This is a genomic window from Microvirga thermotolerans (assembly GCF_009363855.1).
Classification (GTDB): domain Bacteria; phylum Pseudomonadota; class Alphaproteobacteria; order Rhizobiales; family Beijerinckiaceae; genus Microvirga; species Microvirga thermotolerans.
Window position 1 is genome coordinate 3451168 of record NZ_CP045423.1, and the last position, 16406, is coordinate 3467573.

Consider the following 16406-nt stretch of genomic DNA (forward strand, 5'->3'; position numbering starts at 1 on the left):
TACATCTATAAGCCATGGCCGGCATCTGCCTGTCCAGAACCGGACCGGACGTTCCCTAACGACCGATTGCCTATGGCGATGTTTCAGGCATTATCGGGAGAGGCGGTCGACTCAACCAAATAGAGCATCAATCTCGCTTTGCGACGTGCATCCGCTCTCGTTCTCAAGCGCAGGCCCGTTCAGCAGCGCCCTGTCGCCGGACTGCTCCGGCAGATCCAGAGTCGCAATCTCCTTGAAACTTTCCAGACCGCCCCAGATCTCGATCATCTGTCTGACACGCTCATCCACGAAGCGCATGGCGCCCACGACCTTGCCGATCCGCTGGCCCGTAATGTCCTGAAAATTGCAGGCCTCGAATATGCTGATGACCTGGTCGCAAATCTCACGGGCAATCTCCCTGTCGTCTCCTGAAACACGGGCTGCGAGATTCCCGGCAAGTTCGTCGATCCTTTCCGAGGCCGCGAGAATGGTGTTCGTCGCAGCCTCCGTTCCCATGACGATCGCTCCGAGCTCGTCTGTCGCTCTGGCCATTTCACGGCCTCTGACGCCAGCATAATGCAATGTGGCGATCTCTTGCTTCGTACGCTGAATGGCGTCGGATATTGCGTCCAGTTCCACCTTGAGGCGCAGTGCCTCCTGCATGTCCCTGCGATGTTCCTCAAGAAGTGAATGGGACACCTTGTGTGCGGGCTCCAACAGCTCTCTAAGCGAGGCAATCGCCTCCATAATCTCAGCATGACGCCGTGCGTCGGTTGCATCTCCCATGGCGTCGGGAGAACGATGGGCCTCTATCCGAAAGCTTTTACGCGGTGTCATACTGGCCCCTCAGGAGGTTACTGTGCGCCGAGGACGGCAGCGATCTTGGACTGGAGGGTCTGTGCGTTGAACGGCTTGACGATGTAGTTGTTCACGCCGGCTTTCTTCGCCGCCACCACGTTCTCCGTCTTCGCCTCGGCCGTCACCATGATGAACGGAAGGTCGCGCAACTGCTCGTCCGCACGCACGTGCTGCAGCAGTTCGTAGCCTGTCATCGGCTCCATGTTCCAGTCCGAGATCACAAGGCCGTACTTGCGCTCCCGAAGCTTCGCAAGCGCCGCCGTCCCGTCCGAGGCGTCGTCGATGTCCTTGAAGCCGACCTGCTTGAGGAGGTTGCGCAGAATGCGGACCATCGTCTGGTAATCGTCAACCACCAGAACCGGAATGGAATAGTCAATACTCATAATACGAGCCTTCAATACTGGGCGAATGGATTTTAGGGCGTCGGCGCGAGCACTCGCTGCAGCCTTACTTGCGTAGTTCCTGCCAGACCCTGTTTGATTGGTCTAGCAAGAGACATCCTCCAATGAAAGTCCTTGCCATGCCTCAAGTGGTCGCCGACCTCCCGTAATCGCCACTGACAGATGGCCGGAGACATATTGCGTCCTGCGCATCGAGACACCCGCATGTTGCCGAACGAGGTCGCCGCTGCGCAAGGAAACTCACCACAGGCTACTTGAAGAAAGCATCGATGTCTGCCTGTGACGTGCTTTTCTCCGTTTCCAGTGCAGGGCCGTTCAACAGAGCCTTGTCCCCTTCTCTGTCCGCTCTCTGAAGCTTCGGGACATCCTTGAAACTCTCGAGTCCTCCCCAGATCTCTATCATGCGCTCAACGCGCTCTTCGACGAAGCGCATGGCACCCACGACCTTGCCGATCCGCTGGCCCGTGATGTCCTGAAAATTGCAGGCCTCGAATATGCCGACGATCTTCTCTCCAATCTGGAGCGCCATTTCACGGTCTTTTCCCGAAAGACGGGAGGCCAATTCTCCCGAAATTTCGTCGATCGCCTCGGTGGCAGTCAGAATCGAATGAGTTGCCGACTCTGTCCCCAGGACTACGGCGCCGAGTTCGTCGGTAACTCTGGCGATTTCTCGTCCTTGGGCGCCTGTGTAATGAAGCGTTGCAATTTCCTGCTTCGTGCGCTGAATGGCATCCGAAATGGCGTGCAGCTCCGCTTTCAGACGCTGTACCTCAAGAAGGTCGTGGCGCCGCTCTTCACTCATGTCCTCAGCCGACTGCGCCGGTTGCACATGCCTTCTCAATGAGGCAATGGCTTCCATGATTTCAGCGTGCCGTTGAACCTCATTCATGTCGAAGGGCGGGATGGAGCTTGCTTTCTCGTTGCTGCGGACCTTGGGCTTTCTCATGGCCAGCGCCCTGGTGATTTACTGTGCGCCGAGGACGGCAGCGATCTTGGACTGGAGGGTCTGTGCGTTGAACGGCTTGACGATGTAGTTGTTCACGCCGGCTTTCTTCGCCGCCACCACGTTCTCCGTCTTCGCCTCGGCCGTCACCATGATGAACGGAAGGTCGCGCAACTGCTCGTCCGCACGCACGTGCTGCAGCAGTTCGTAGCCTGTCATCGGCTCCATGTTCCAGTCCGAGATCACAAGGCCGTACTTGCGCTCCCGAAGCTTCGCAAGCGCCGCCGTCCCGTCCGAGGCGTCGTCGATGTCCTTGAAGCCGACCTGCTTGAGGAGGTTGCGCAGAATGCGGACCATCGTCTGGTAATCGTCAACCACCAGAACCGGAATGGAATAGTCAATACTCATAATACGAGCCTTTTACTTTTCTGACTTGGCAAATCCTATGCTGCAAGCTGGGTCTCGAACTGAAGGACGGACTCCACGTTCAGAATAATCAGCAACCTGTCCTGAAGCTGGTAAACGCCTTCGGAAAGGCTTGCCCAGCGCGGATCCATGTGGACGGGATTCGGTTGAAGGTCCTCAGGATTGAGCTTCAGAACCTCTCCGACTTCGTCCACGAGTAGCCCGTAAGCCTCGCCATTGTGCTCGAGGCCGACAGCCATGCGACGGTCCTTCAGTTCCTGTTCTGCCAATCGCAAGCGTTTGCGTAATGATATTGCCGTCACTACGCGACCACGAAGGTTGAGAAGACCCGCAATCTCGGGAGAAGCAAGGGGCACCGACGTCATTTCGCTTGCAACGAAGACATCGTGAACCCGATCGATGGCCAGCCCAAGAAGTTGTCCCGCAACCGTGACGGTCACGTAGTCGACTTGCCCGGAGAAGGATTTTCCAGCGGGATTGTTATTGGCTGCGGTCATGTTCATGCTGCCTCTTCAAGAGAACCGTGGAGTTCAGACAGAGCCGCGATCAGACCCCGCCGGTCGAACTTGGCGACGAGTTCCGTTACCTGAAGCTTGTGAGCTTGCGCGATTTGTCGAGGATCGTGCTTCACTGTGAGACCGATGACCGGAAGCTGTGCATAGCGTGACGAGGACCGCAAGGTTGCGATCAGATCAAAGCCCGAGCGATCCGGCAGGTCCAGTTCCGTTACAAGAATGTCGGTTGCATTTCCTGAGGTCAGGATCTGCAGAGCCTCGGAGGCTGTTGCCGCTGCCTGAACCTTGTAACCCGAGGCCTTTAATACCGGGGTCAACATATCGCGGAAGAATGCGGATCCATCCACAAGGAGAATGGACTTGGCCGCACTGTTACTTCCCGGATGAGACGAGCGCATCCAGGCTTCTGCAACCAACGGCAGGTAATGCGCGATATTGACGACCTCCGTCGCCCGCCCCCGGATCACGGCAGACCCCACCAGGTCGGAGCGATCGGCTACGAGCTCGATGTCGAGCTTGTCCTCGACAATGTCGACGATCTCGTCGACGGCAAGGCCCATGGCGAAATCCTCGTCCGAAAAGACGACAAGAGCCTGCATACCCTCTCGCTTTATCGTCAGATCGCCATCCGAAGGCACAAGAGGCATTAGGCGGCCGCGATACTGAACAAGCGGACGACCTCCCAGCCATTCGATCGTCGAAGCATCGATCTCTTCGAGGCGGGTGACAAGCGACAATGGCACGGCCTTCAGGCTTTCGCCGCCACCGCGGAATACGAGCAGCGTCGTCGTTTCCTCGTCCAGGACGTTCGACTGCTCGAAACCGGCGTCGCCCTGGAATTGCCCACCCTCCGTTCCCGAACCCACCATCCTTGCCAGGCCGTTCGGATCGATAATCAGAACGACTGCGCCGTCGCCGAGAATAGTGTTGCCCGAGAAAAGCTGGATATGACGCAGCTTGGACGACATAGGCTTGACGACAATTTCCTCGGTGTGGAACACGCCGTCGACCAGTATCCCGAACCTCTGGCGTCCCACTTGCGTCACCACGACGAAGCCTTCATTCACCTCCTCTTCGCTGCTCGTGTTCAGGACCTTCGACAGCGGTACGATCGGCAGAAGGCGGTCGCGGAGTCGCAGAACCGGCGTTCCATTGATCCGCTCGATGGCGTGCTCGGATCCGGGAGTCACTCGTACCAGCTCAAGGACGGCAACCTGAGGAATCGCATAACGTTGGTCCTTGGATGAGACGATCAGCGCCGCAACGATGGCAAGCGTAAGCGGGATCTTGATCGTAAAGGTCGTTCCACGCCCAGGCTCCGAGCGAATATCGACAGTACCGCCGATCAACTCGATGTTTGTCTTGACAACATCCATTCCGACGCCGCGTCCGGACACGGACGTAATGGCCGCAGCGGTCGAAAAGCCTGGGTGAAAGATGAACTTTGCCACCTGAGCATCGCTCATCCGCTCAACTTCCGCTTCGGAGGCGATCCCTCGCTCGACCGCCTTTCTTCGGATCGCGGAAAAGTTCAGGCCACGACCGTCGTCGGCAATCTCGATCGTGATTGTCCCGCCTTCATGATAAGCATTGAGACGGATCGTCCCGCGCTCTGGCTTACCGGCCGCTTTGCGCTCCAGAGGCGCCTCGATCCCGTGGTCTGCCGAGTTCCTCACCATGTGGGTGAGCGGGTCCTTGATAACCTCAAGGACTTGCCGATCGAGCTCCGTATCAGCTCCCTGCATGACAAGCTCGATCTTCTTGGAGAGTTCCGCTGAAAGATCGCGAACCACGCGCGGCAGCTTCTGCCAAGCATTGCCGATGGGCTGCATGCGCGTGCGCATCACTCCCTCCTGCAGTTCAGCCGTCACGTGAGACAAGCGCTGCAGGGGAACCTTGTAGCTGCTGTCGTCTACCCGGCGCGAGATCTCAAGGAGCTGGTTCCGTGTCAGGACGAGCTCAGACACCATGGTCATGAGATGCTCGAGCGTGTCGACGTTTACGCGGATTGTCTGAACCTTGCTCGCAGCCGGTTCGTTCCCCTCCTCCAGTGCTGTCGTTGAGGTTGACGCTGCAGTCTCATCCACGCGCGCGGGGACCGCCTGCGGCTTGGAGACGTCAGGTCCAGGAGCCTCACGGAAAGCCCTCTCCAGCTCGTCGAGGGAAACCTCCCCGGGCAGGAGAGCCCGCTCAAGGACTTGATAGGTCAATGTCCCGACTGTGGCAGTGGACTCCCGCACCGGTGCTTCGGATGGCGCTTCCTCTGCAGCCATCGCCTCGAGCGCATCGATAAGATCTTCATCGGAACCTTCCGGTTCCGCGGCATGCCTCTCAAGCTCGGCCAGGATATCCTTGATCCGATCCAGCGTCGAGAGAATGAGCGAAACGGCGGGGGTCGTCACCGGCATCCCGTCACGGAATTTTCCCATGAGGGTTTCCGCGGCGTGAGCCAGCGCCTCGAGTCGCGGCAGTCCGAGAAATCCGCAGGTTCCCTTGATGGTATGGACGAGTCGAAAGATGTTGCTCAGAATGGCTTTGTTGTTGGGGTCCTGCTCAAAGCGCACCAACTCTACGTCCACTGTATCGAGGTGCTCCGCAGTTTCGGTCAGGAACTCACGCAGAAGGTCGTCCATCAGAGCTACTCACGTTCTTATGCATCGAGACTTGTTGACAGGCGGACGCGGATCCTTTTTGCGCATCCATGGGCCCGCTCAGGCGGCCTGGACACCGGAGAGGAACTGATCGACCTCACGGCCTAGACCTTCGGAATGGCGGGCAAGCTCCTGAGCCGCCGCAAGGACCTGCGAGGCAGCCATGCCTGTCTCGCTGGCCCCCTGACGCACTTCTCCCATATTGCTCGTCACGAGTTCTGTCCCGCGCGCGGCCTCCTGCACGTTGCGCGAAATTTCCTGTGTCGCAGCACCCTGTTCTTCCATTGCCGCAGCGATGGACATGGAGATCTGCGACATCTCGGAAATGGTCCGGGCAATCTGCTGGATTGCCATGACAGCTTCCTCGGTCGCCTGCTGCACGGCGCTGATCTGGTGAGAAATTTCGTCAGTCGCTTTGGACGTCTGGTTTGCGAGCTCCTTGACTTCACTCGCCACGACAGCGAAACCCTTGCCGGCCTCACCTGCTCGGGCAGCCTCAATAGTCGCATTGAGGGCAAGAAGGTTCGTCTGCGATGCAATGTTATTGATCAGGGCAATGACGTTTCCAATCTTTTCGGCCGAGGTTGCCAGAGTCTGAACGGTTTCATTCGTACGCTGCGCGTCAAGAACGGCCTTTTCGGCGATCTGAGACGACTGGGTAACCTGGCTTGCGATCTCACGAATTGAGATGGAAAGTTCTTCGGTGGCAGCTGCTACAGTCTGCACGTTGGAAAGGGTCTGCTCAGCCGCGCTTGCGGCAGTGACCGACTGACCGGTCGTACGGTCTGCAACGTGGGTCATCGACTGCGCCGTGGATTCCATCTGCGTCGCAGCGGCGGCGAGGCTCTGCGTGAGAGCAGACACTTTCTGATCGAACTGCCTTGTGAGCTGGTCCAAGATCTGGGCACGACGCATCTTGGCGTTATTCTCAGCTTCCTGCTGCGCCGCGAGACGCCGCGCCTCTATGGCATTGTCCTTGAAAACCTGCAGTGCGCGGGCCAGCTGGCCGATCTCGTCTCCACGCTCAGTGCTGTCGACGACAACGGTGAGGTCGCCATCCGCAAGGCGCGACATGGATCCCGTCATGCGGGAGAGGGGCCGGACAATTCCGTAGAATACGATGGCCCCGAGAATAGCGAGAGCAAGCGATATCCCAATGGCAGCTGAGACTACGAGTATTGCAGACGTCCGGTCTGCCAGAGCGGAGGCCTCTTCACGCGACCGGTCGAGCCCCTTGGAGCTCGCATCGGCCAGCCCGGCAAGCTCCTCCATCACCTTAAGCCGGGCATTGCGTCCGTCTCCGTTCGAGATCTTCATGGCGGCGTCGTCCATGTAGCCCTTCAGCCCGTGAGCGACGCTCTGGTCGGCGAGCGCGAAATACGCCTGAATTGCGTTCGCGACGCTCTCATAAGCTCGACGGTCTTCCGAGGGTCCGAGGGACTTCATCAGATCCGCAAGCTGGTTTAAAGCTTCCTGCTTGGTCTCTTCGTACCGCTTGCCGTAGACACCACGCCCTTCGACGTTTCTGTCGCCAAGGATGCTCTTCTCCTCAATGGTGGCCTGGTTCACCTTCGAGTCGAGCGCCAGCACCATTCGCAGCCGCGCGGCATCGACATTGACCACCTGTTGCGTATCCGAGGCGAGACGATCCAGACCTGTCTTTGCAAGAACGATCAGACCGATGGCGATAGCGACGAAGATCGCGACCGGCAGGGCGATCTTCGTCATAACCCTCAGCTTGTTGAGAAGGCGCATCTCAGGCTCCGAAAGGCGAAATGGGCAATTTCAAGGCAAATAAATAAAGGTCGCGATCTCTATAAATAGTTAAGGTCAAAGCAGCTTTGACTTTATAAGCTTGAGACGCAGACAAAGACACATTATTTCATCGATATGGCGCCTTTTTCCATGAACCGCCATTTACGTCATGCACGTGCAGAGATCTGAAACTTCGTCCGTCGCCGATCATCGCACGTCAATCGGTTGGGCGTTGAGGATTTTCGGCACCCGATTGCTCATGGCCTTCAAATAATCCGCCCGTCTTCAGACGTTGTCAGCGAAGCCGCTTATTTGCGCAGCTCAAGGCTCTGGCGAGCAACACCCCTATTGTTTGGGAGCAACAGTTGGGTGGAAGCGGCGAGGGATGGGGGTGGGGGCCGCCTTTGCCGTTGACGCAAGGACGGGCAACCGGCATTTATCAATAATCCTACTGATTCGGAGGGGCGACGCGGACCAACAAAGCACACGCGCTCACGATCCGTAGTAAAAAGTATAAGTTAAGAAGTAGTTGCCCAGGCGCTGACCGCCAGCAACTCGCGATCCTCATCGCGCGTACCTGCGTTCGACTACAACTTGATAGGCCGGGGGGCTTACATCATGTACATCGTCGTCGACGAACGACAGATGGTGACGGCTGCGTACGTCGCCGGGTTCCATCGGGAAGGCGTCTCCTCGCTCGGGCTCTACGCCGGCGAGTTCAAGGAATGGCTCAACGCCGCCTCCAGCGCCGACCTCGACGCCGTCCAGGGCTTCCTGCTCGGCGAGTTCCAGGAGCGCATCGCCTGCGCCGAAGCCATCCGCCGCCACTCCCGCGCCCCCATCATCGCCCTGAGCGAGATCCGCTCCCTCGAGCAGACCCTGGAGCTCTTCACCGCCAAGTTCGACGACGTGGTGCGCAAGCCCGTCCACGTGCGCGAGATCCTCGCCCGCTCCGAGGCGATCTGGCGGCGCGTCAACGCCGCCGCCCAGACCGCCCCGGCCGCGCCCGAGCGCCTGAAGGTGTACTTCGACGGGCGCGACCCGGAGATCGACGGCGTCAGCCTGCCCCTGCCCCGCCGCGAGCGGCACATTCTCGAGTACCTGGTGCGCAACCGCGGCCGCCGCCTGACCAAGACCCAGATCTTCAACGCCATCTACGGCATCTATTCCAACGACGTCGAGGAGAGCGTCATCGAGGGCCATGTCAGCAAGCTGCGCAAGAAGCTGCGCGCCCGCCTCGGATACGATCCCATCGAAGCCAAACGTTACATCGGATACACCTTCGTCGGCTGAACCAATACCCTCACCACAACATCCAGTACCAGCTCAAAAAAATAAGCCGCGCTGCGGCTCTAATGGCGACCCAGAGGAAACGACGAACACCACATCTGATGCTGCGAACCATTGCCACCATCATATGCTGCCATGTCGTCCTTTCGGGCTGCGCAGTAACGGACGATCCTTATCCCTCCAGCCCTTGGAGCCGAGGAAGATATCTGAATCCATCGCTTTCGCTGTATTCGAGCCCCTGGAATGCACCGATCCCGGAGCCCGCAGAGCCTCCGCCTGTATTCCTGTCGCCCTCACATCATAAAACCGTAGCACCGGAGCCTCTCGAACCTATCGGCCCCTGGGCATCCCGCCAAGCAGCGGTGTCGGATCATCGAGATATCGCCGACAAGTCGGCAGAGGCGCTCGAATCCCCTCCTCCTCCACAAGACCCTCCTCACGCGGCCGAACAGAGGACCGATACCCTAGCTCATACCCGGCAAGACCTTGCGCCTGCGCAGCAGAGCGGAACCGTTTCCTCCCTCTCAGGGCGCTGGACCATGAAGATCGGAAAGGACGCCTGCCAGCTTCACTTGTCGACGTCATCGACGCTCGATCTTTACAAAGCCTCCAGCAGCAACTGCGCAGAGAGCGCCTTGCGTGAGATCAATACCTGGAATGTCCGGGCCGATGATCTCGAGCTTTACGCGAAAGGGCGTCTCGTAGCTCGTCTTCAACGAAGTGGCTCGGCGTACGCTGGCATGATCGAGGGCAAAGGGATCCCGGTCCTCATATCGCGGTAGCCTCTATTGCTTCGTGGAGCAACAGAGCCAGTCGTAGCGGCTTGCAAGCCGGTGAAGCGCAAACCGCTTCGAAGGCATTTGCTTTCTGCATTCTCTGACGGAGGCAAAGGCCCGCGGCAGCACCCTGAAGAGCTGCGCCGTTGAAGCTGATTTTCAGCCTTTCCCGCGAGGGCTCTTGTACTCACCTCACTGGCAGAACGACTTGGCGGCAGGTGTCCATTGGCCGAACCCCGTCGCGACCATGTTCGACATGACGCGACAGACATATTGCTTCTGGGCTGGATCATTATTGGGGCCCGCATGGTAGCGAGCGATCGCCATCGTCCAGCTGCCCTCTCGCATGTGTAACTGCTTCAGATACTGCGCTGCGTACTCCACATTCTCGCGTGGGCTCAGCATGCTCTCGACCGAACTGAACCGCTCCCTGTGATAGTAATGATTGATCTGCATGCATCCGAGATCGATGAGTTTCGCTCCAGAGCGGCGAGCCTCCTCGAATCGCTGAATCGCATCGCTGATGCTCTGGGCAAAATAGGCTCGCCCTTCGATGTTCATGGCATATGGCTGAAGCGACCCACGATTTCCGGTCTCGGCAAGCCCCACCGCATACAGCATTCCAAGAGGAACTCCATGCTTCGACGCCGCTCGCAGCATCTCCCGCTCGCAGGCATTGGTGTTGGCCGTTGCAGCAGACGCACCGCTAAAGATAGATCCCAGAAGCAGCGTGACCGCCACCACCTTCACGTTCGGCATTGCCCCTCACCTGTAGACTTGTCTCACCCTGTTCAGAAAGAGAACGCCTGGATCCGTCGTGCTGCCCTGACTGTCCCTGCTGAAAGCCGTTGGATTGCGGTTGCGTGTTCCAGGGCTCGCCCTGCCGGATCGAACTCTCCTGTTGTGCGGGGTCCACCCGCATCACATGGATCGTGACGAGGTCTGCCCGATACCCCGATGTCCGCAAGAGACCGGAGAGCTTGTCGACATCTCTGCGCAGGATGTCGGCGGTCTCCTCGCTCGGCGTGTGGATCTCCATCTCCAGTTGATCGTTCGACAACCGCATCTTGACCGTAACGACACCGAGCTCAACCGGATGAAGCTGGATGCTCAGCACCCGAAGGACCCCTTCCGAAGGTTTCAGCACGATAGAGGGCGATGCGGCGATAGCGCTGCTCGAATGTACTTCCGGCTCGACTGCGGTATCCGTAAGCTTGCTAGAAACAGCGTCGGCAACCTGCTGGTAGACCGACACCCCCGAGATACGTTCACTATCGCCGGAGGCAATCTCCATAGTCGCAGAATCAGGCTTCGCGCCGCTGCCGACGGCCCGTGTCAACAGGGTGTCCGCCTCGGAGGCCTCAGCAATGCCAGAAGAAGCTGCTCCCGTCAGGGAGACGCCGATGCCGCGGGTATCAATGCCAGCCCTACCAGTGGTGTTATGCTTCCCCGTTTCAGGGGAAAGAGCGCTCGGAAGAACGGGCTTGAAATGGGCCTCCTGATGGAGGACCTTGGCCTTGAAGCCAGCCCCCCCCTGAAGATCCGGCATTTCACTGGCTGTCCACTCATCGTTGAGGAGCATGCTCCGGGAAGGTCCGGAGCCAGGATCCGCAGTCGACCTAGCGCCTCCAGCATCCGTCGCAGCAGAGCGGACCTGACCAACGAATGGGAGCAGGAACTGGACGAGCGAGTGGGGATCGCTCTGTCCAGACACGGGCGAAGGTTCAGATGATGTACTCCGATCCCTTAGCGCCTCCCCCTTGCTGTCGACGATGCTTTCCGGATCGAGATCGCCCCTCTCCTGACCTCCGTCAGGGGGGAGGCCGCCCTTGGAAAAGGTTTCTGCACTGTTCTTCGCCGATAGAGAGTCGAGAAGTCCATTGAAGCTCGGCTCTTGAGAGAGAGCAGAACCATTGCTTACCCCATTCGCGTCGGAAGCCGCTCCTCTCTGAGACTGGGCTTCCGGACGTGAAACTGCATTCGGAGTGAGGAATTCAAGAATATTCATCGACTCTCCCTCCGAACAATTTTGTCGATCTGCCCGAGAACTTCCTGGGCCCGCGAAATGGTGGGTGTGGGCCGCTGCAGAGGAGCCGCTGTGTTGGCTTCCGGCACGGCCGCAGGCGTGATCGCTTTCGCAGACGATGCCTCTGTCGGGCTCTCGCGAATGAACTTTGCCATTGCCAAGGCGGAGTCCAGAAGACCGACATCCGCAGTTTCCAGAACGGAGCGATCGATAGATCTGAGTTGCCGCGCCGCTTCATCAAACCCTTGAGATGTCACGATCATGGCCGCTGCCCGATAGAGAGTTGCTCTGACGGCGCTCACCTTGTCCTGTGCCGCCAGTTCATATGCCTTGTTGGCAGCGAGAATAGCGGCTTTTGTCTGCCCTTGAATGACCGCCGCGCGCGCAACGAGAAGGTAAAGCTCGAGTTGACCGGCAGGCTCCAACTCGCTCAATACGGCAACCAGCCGGGAGAAGTAATCCGGGTCCTTTGTAAACTCGAGCCGCGTCAATGCTGCCGCGAAGCGCTGACGAAAATTCCCGGCATAGACGGAATAGCGGAAACGCCTCAGATATTGGCGGGACAACAAGTCGAATTTTTTCGTATCGCCGGTTTGGCTCAGCACGAGGATTTCCCGCCTCAGCGCCGCTTCTTCTACAAGCGTTCCTGGCAACTGCAGACGCGCATAATCGAGGAGTTCGACTGACTTCGCCGGGTCATCCCGCACATTGAGTGCGGCCTGAACGAGAGCGACTTGTCCAGACAATGTAATGGGCAGTTCTCGCGGATTGACGCCGCCCAAGAGCTTCTGCGCTTCCTCCTCACGTCCCTCGACATAAGCAAGAGATCCACGAACCAGGACGTCGTCTGCTGCACCGAGGTGACCAGCAGCAAGGATTCGCCGGAGGATATCCGGCTTCCCTCCACTGAGCACATATACCACCGCAGCCTGGACGTTTCGCGGTGATTGCCACACGGAATCGTCCATTGTCGTCAGTTTCTCGTCGAGGCGCGTCAACAGAACGCGCTGCGCCACGTGAGCATTCGTCGATCCTGAAGCGATCTGATCCTGCAAAGTCTGGAGGGTTCTCACCAGGTGGACGGGAGAAAGATTTCCCTCGTCCGTTCCACTACGCTGCTGAGCGATACCATCAGCCGGCAGCGCCAGCAGGCAGCCGGATAGGGCGAGGGTCAGGCGCAGACGTCTAGCCACTCCGGTCCTCCCGCATCAGAATCTCGATTCTCCGGTTCTCTGCTGCATTGGGATCCGACGGGTTCTTCAAGTTTCGATCTGCGTGCCCTTCCACCCGTTCGATGCGCGCCTCATCGACACCGCCTCGTATCAGCATATAGGCCGCCATGTGCGCGCGCGCCGTCGAAAGCCGCCAGTTGTCGTATGTGTCCGACTTGAACGGACGCCCGTCCGTGTGACCGCGGATGATAATTCGTCCTGGACGACTGCTGATGACCTTAGCAAGTCTTTCCATTGCCCGAACGACGTTCGGCCGGGGCTCTGCCGAGCCAACGGCAAACATACTGAAATTCATATCGTCCGTGATGCTGATGAGGATTCCTTCCCCCGTCCGCCGCACATCGACCTTTGGCATTGGGCTGGACGTTTTCGGGGATTTAAGGGCGCCCTCGACTTCGGTTCGAATTTCCGCCTCGGCCCGATCTTCCTTACTCTCCTGCTGTGCGAGAACCTCATTGGTGGGTGTTGCCTTCTCAGCCGCAGCCACGCTGACAGGCTTGTTCTTTTCCAAGGCCCTTGTACCTGTCTGCGCTTTGGACGATACGGCCAATGCATCGATAGCACCTTCTTCGGGGGCTGGCGCCACGGTGCCCGGCGCGCCCGGCGTCTTCGTTCTTGCCTTCGGCAGCGGTGCAACCTGCCAATAGAGAGGGTCGAAGGGATCGCGATAAGCCTCCCCTCCACTCATTCCCGGGTCCCCCGACTCGCCGAGCGGCACGTCCGCGCCGGGAGTATCCTGCGGCTGTCCCTGCTCGCTCTCCGTGGCAAGCTTGGCAAGAACGGCATAAGGATCCTGGAACAGCGCCCCCTCGTTGAATCGGGCCTTTGGACTCTGAGGAGAACGACCGCCTTTCTCCTCTGCACTTCCCTTATTCGCCGTTGTCTTGCTGCTTCCCTCCCTGGTCTCATGAGAGTCGTTTTTAGGGTCGTTGAGGCCCTTACGATCCGTCGTACTCTCTGCGAGCTTCAGCGGGTTGAAGTAATTGGATATTGTTGACCTTGTTTCATTGTCCGTAACGCTGATCAGCCACATCACGAGGAAAAAGGCCATCATCGCCGTCATGAAGTCGGCATGCGCGATTTTCCACACGCCGCCCTTGTGCTGCTCCTCCTCCGCCTCGTACCTGCGGACAATAATGATCTCCTGCTTGTCCGGGTCTGGCATACTCAATCCTTACCTGCAGCATCGCTCAGCCGATTGACCCAAGCGTTCAGACGCGTCTCGACGATCGTCTCATCCACGGCGATCCTGACATCCGGCCCTGGACCGAACAGGAACTCTACGTTCTCATTGCGAGAGTCGATTGCGCTCTTGAGTTCCAGGAGAAGATCCTCAGGCCCGACGATCGTTATGGGCCGGCCCGCTCCCCGAGAAATCAGCGCTTCGAGGATCTCGGAAAGCTCCCGCAGAGCACCGGTCCGAAGCGCCTCACCCAAGAACGGCACAAGAAGCCTCACCATTCTGTCGCTGATCCGCTCCTCAAGATCCCTGAGACCTCTCGCCAGACTTTCGGAGAGCACCTCGGCCTGCTCGCGGGCCCATACATTTCGCTCCTGTCGAAGGCGCTCCTCGGCAGAGGCTTTCTCGGAAGCCAAGGCCGCTTCGAGAGTTTGCCGTGCGGAGTGCCTTTCTTCCTCGCGTGCCCGTCGCACGGCATCCTGAATGCGCTGCGCCGTGTCATCCGGTTCGTCCTCTATGTCAACCGTGACAGAGGCAGGACCGTTTGTCTTCGCCGTATCGGGCACATCAAGGCGAAAATCCATGAGGAAGTCAGCGACTGGGATAGCCATCACGCCGCCTCTTGGATCAGCCACTGCTTGAGGATCGCAGCAGCATGCTCTTCATCATACTCCACAAGCTGCTCCAGTTTCTTCTGCGGAGAGCGGCTCATCTTGCCTGTCAGATCTTCGATCAGGTTGGGCACCGTCTCGGCCGATTCAATCTGGGCGCTCGCTTCCGAGAGTGCTGCGGCACCGCTCTCTAGAGCCGGAGCTTCACTCTCAAATGTCTTTTCAGCTTCAGGCCTGGCGAGAATGGCAGTGACTGCGGGACGCAGACCAAACCAGATGAGGAGCGTCGTGACGATCAGGATCGTAAGCGCGTTGATGATATTGCCGAACTGACGCATGATGACTTCGCCGAATCCGAGCGGCGGCACAGGCTCCATCATACGGCCATCATCAACGAATGTGACGGCAGCCACCTTGATCTGATCTCCTCTGCCTTTCTCAAACCCAGCTGCGGATGAGACAAGCTGCTCAATCTCTGCAATCTTCGTATCGAGCGCAGCCTGGTTCGCGGCTTCTCCGCCAGTAAGCGCCGACAATCGGTTCTTGTTGACCAGTACCGCGACGGAGATGTTCTTGATTGCATATCCGTCGCTGACGGTTTGGATGGTTTTCGATGAAATCTCGTAGTTCGTCAGCTCTTCACGGCGTTGATTGTCCTCACTTGAACTCTCGCCCCCCTCGGCCCTGACTCTTTCCTCGGGAAGGTTCTGTTGCACCGTTGCGGGCTTCTGATTGGCTCGATTCTGAGAAACTTCGGTTTCCTTGACCGTGCGGACGGAACGCTCGACCTTGGATTCTGGATTGTAGATAGTCTCGTTGATGCTTGTCTTATCGGTGTTCAGGCGTGCAGCGACGCTAACTTCGAAATTTCCCAGGCCCAGATAGGGCGTAAGCGTTCTACGAATGTTATCCTGGATTTCACGGCTGACGTTCCGCTCCAGGCTTGCCATTCTTCCCGTCGAGGCATTCGCCCCATCGTCCCCCGACATGAGGAGCATTCCATTCGTGTTCAGAACGGTTACCTTGTCGGCCTTCATGCCTGGTATGGCAGAGGCGACAAGGTGCCTAATGGCTTGTGCGGAGCTCATATCGTCAGCAGGCTCCGTTCGTATGACGACCGAGGCCGAAGCCGGCTGCTGGTCCCTGCGGAAGGACCCGCGATCGGGAAGGACAATGTGAACCCGCGCGGCCTTTACGCCTTTCATGGTTTGGATCGTGCGCGCGATTTCCCCCTCGAGCGCACGTACGCGCGTCACCTCCTGCATGAAGGATGTGAGGCCCAATGAACCAAGGTCGTTGAACAGTTCGTACCCTGATTTGGAACTTTGCGGCAGCCCCTTCTCTGCAAGAAGCATGCGAGCCTGTGCCGTATGCCCATATCGCACGAGAACCGATGTGCCATCGGCGCTGACGTCGAATGGGATCCCGGCATCCTTTAGGACTGAGCCGATCCGGCTTACATCCTCACGTTCGAGGCCGATGTATAGCGCTTCCTGAGCAGGACGGCTCAAATAGTAGGCGCCGATGCCGACGCCCAGAAAGACGGCAAGGCCTATGAGGCCGAGAGCGGCGAGACGGCGGGCTCCAAGCTCGAGGATATTCGTCCAGAGTTTCTCAGCGTGCTGGCGACCGGTCATGTCCTGACTCGACAGAGTAAGCATAGGATGTCGGCGCAATGTTGCTGGCGAACCTTGTGCGGAGATTGCGCAAGAGAAAGGCCGCACTCCAACGGAGTGCGGCCTTGGCATGCTTCAGAGCGCTTC

At 58.6% G+C, this 16406-nt stretch carries 14 protein-coding genes; 1 reads left to right on the plus strand and 13 read right to left on the minus strand.

Annotated features, from left to right (window positions below; all coding sequences use genetic code 11):
- Positions 1-111: 111 nt before the first annotated feature.
- The 7 genes from GDR74_RS16385 to GDR74_RS16415 all read right to left on the minus strand — a co-directional run bounded on the left by GDR74_RS16385 (position 112) and on the right by GDR74_RS16415 (position 7528).
- Positions 112-816: a protein phosphatase CheZ gene (locus tag GDR74_RS16385; protein ID WP_152587297.1), complete on the minus strand. Its 705-nt coding sequence runs from the start codon at positions 814-816 to the stop codon at positions 112-114.
- A gap of 17 nt (positions 817-833) precedes the next feature.
- Positions 834-1220, minus strand: coding sequence for a response regulator (locus GDR74_RS16390; RefSeq protein ID WP_152587298.1), 387 nt, complete (start codon positions 1218-1220; stop codon positions 834-836).
- A gap of 268 nt (positions 1221-1488) precedes the next feature.
- On the minus strand, positions 1489-2184 hold the full coding sequence (locus GDR74_RS16395) for a protein phosphatase CheZ (RefSeq protein ID WP_152587299.1): 696 nt from the start codon (positions 2182-2184) through the stop codon (positions 1489-1491).
- Positions 2185-2202: 18 nt separating this feature from the next.
- A complete protein-coding gene (locus GDR74_RS16400; RefSeq protein ID WP_152587298.1) occupies positions 2203-2589 on the minus strand; it encodes a response regulator in 387 nt (128 codons plus the stop codon).
- A 35-nt stretch (positions 2590-2624) separates the two neighbouring features.
- On the minus strand, positions 2625-3104 hold the full coding sequence (locus GDR74_RS16405; RefSeq protein ID WP_152587826.1) for a chemotaxis protein CheW: 480 nt from the start codon (positions 3102-3104) through the stop codon (positions 2625-2627).
- 2 nt (positions 3105-3106) lie between these two features.
- A complete protein-coding gene (locus GDR74_RS16410) occupies positions 3107-5755 on the minus strand; it encodes a hybrid sensor histidine kinase/response regulator (RefSeq protein ID WP_152587300.1) in 2649 nt (882 codons plus the stop codon).
- Between the two features lie 78 nt (positions 5756-5833).
- On the minus strand, positions 5834-7528 hold the full coding sequence (locus GDR74_RS16415; RefSeq protein ID WP_152587301.1) for a methyl-accepting chemotaxis protein: 1695 nt from the start codon (positions 7526-7528) through the stop codon (positions 5834-5836).
- A gap of 618 nt (positions 7529-8146) precedes the next feature.
- On the opposite strand from GDR74_RS16415, the gene GDR74_RS16420 reads away from it, so the two are divergent.
- A complete protein-coding gene (locus GDR74_RS16420) occupies positions 8147-8821 on the plus strand; it encodes a response regulator transcription factor (protein WP_152587275.1) in 675 nt (224 codons plus the stop codon).
- A 965-nt stretch (positions 8822-9786) separates the two neighbouring features.
- Here the strand turns inward: GDR74_RS16420 and GDR74_RS16430 are convergent.
- Genes GDR74_RS16430 through fliF form a run of 6 tightly spaced genes read right to left on the minus strand, consistent with a single transcriptional unit; the run spans position 9787 to position 16280 of the window.
- Entirely contained in the window at positions 9787-10353 is a 567-nt protein-coding gene (locus GDR74_RS16430) for a transglycosylase SLT domain-containing protein (protein WP_152587303.1), read from the minus strand.
- A complete protein-coding gene (fliK, locus tag GDR74_RS16435; protein ID WP_152587304.1) occupies positions 10301-11602 on the minus strand; it encodes a flagellar hook-length control protein FliK in 1302 nt (433 codons plus the stop codon). Before fliK ends, GDR74_RS16430 begins: the two co-directional genes overlap by 53 nt.
- Positions 11599-12813 (minus strand): chemotaxis protein, encoded by a 1215-nt coding sequence (locus tag GDR74_RS16440; RefSeq protein WP_152587305.1) that lies wholly within the window; start codon positions 12811-12813, stop codon positions 11599-11601. The genes fliK and GDR74_RS16440 overlap by 4 nt, the downstream gene beginning before the upstream one ends.
- On the minus strand, positions 12806-14017 hold the full coding sequence (locus GDR74_RS16445) for a MotB family protein (protein ID WP_152587306.1): 1212 nt from the start codon (positions 14015-14017) through the stop codon (positions 12806-12808). The genes GDR74_RS16440 and GDR74_RS16445 overlap by 8 nt, the downstream gene beginning before the upstream one ends.
- A gap of 2 nt (positions 14018-14019) precedes the next feature.
- Entirely contained in the window at positions 14020-14643 is a 624-nt protein-coding gene (locus GDR74_RS16450) for a hypothetical protein (protein WP_152587307.1), read from the minus strand.
- Positions 14643-16280 carry a flagellar basal-body MS-ring/collar protein FliF gene (fliF, locus tag GDR74_RS16455; protein WP_152587308.1) on the minus strand — a complete coding sequence of 546 codons (1638 nt, stop codon included), beginning with the start codon at positions 16278-16280 and terminating at the stop codon, positions 14643-14645. Before fliF ends, GDR74_RS16450 begins: the two co-directional genes overlap by 1 nt.
- Between the last annotated feature and the right edge of the window lie 126 nt (positions 16281-16406).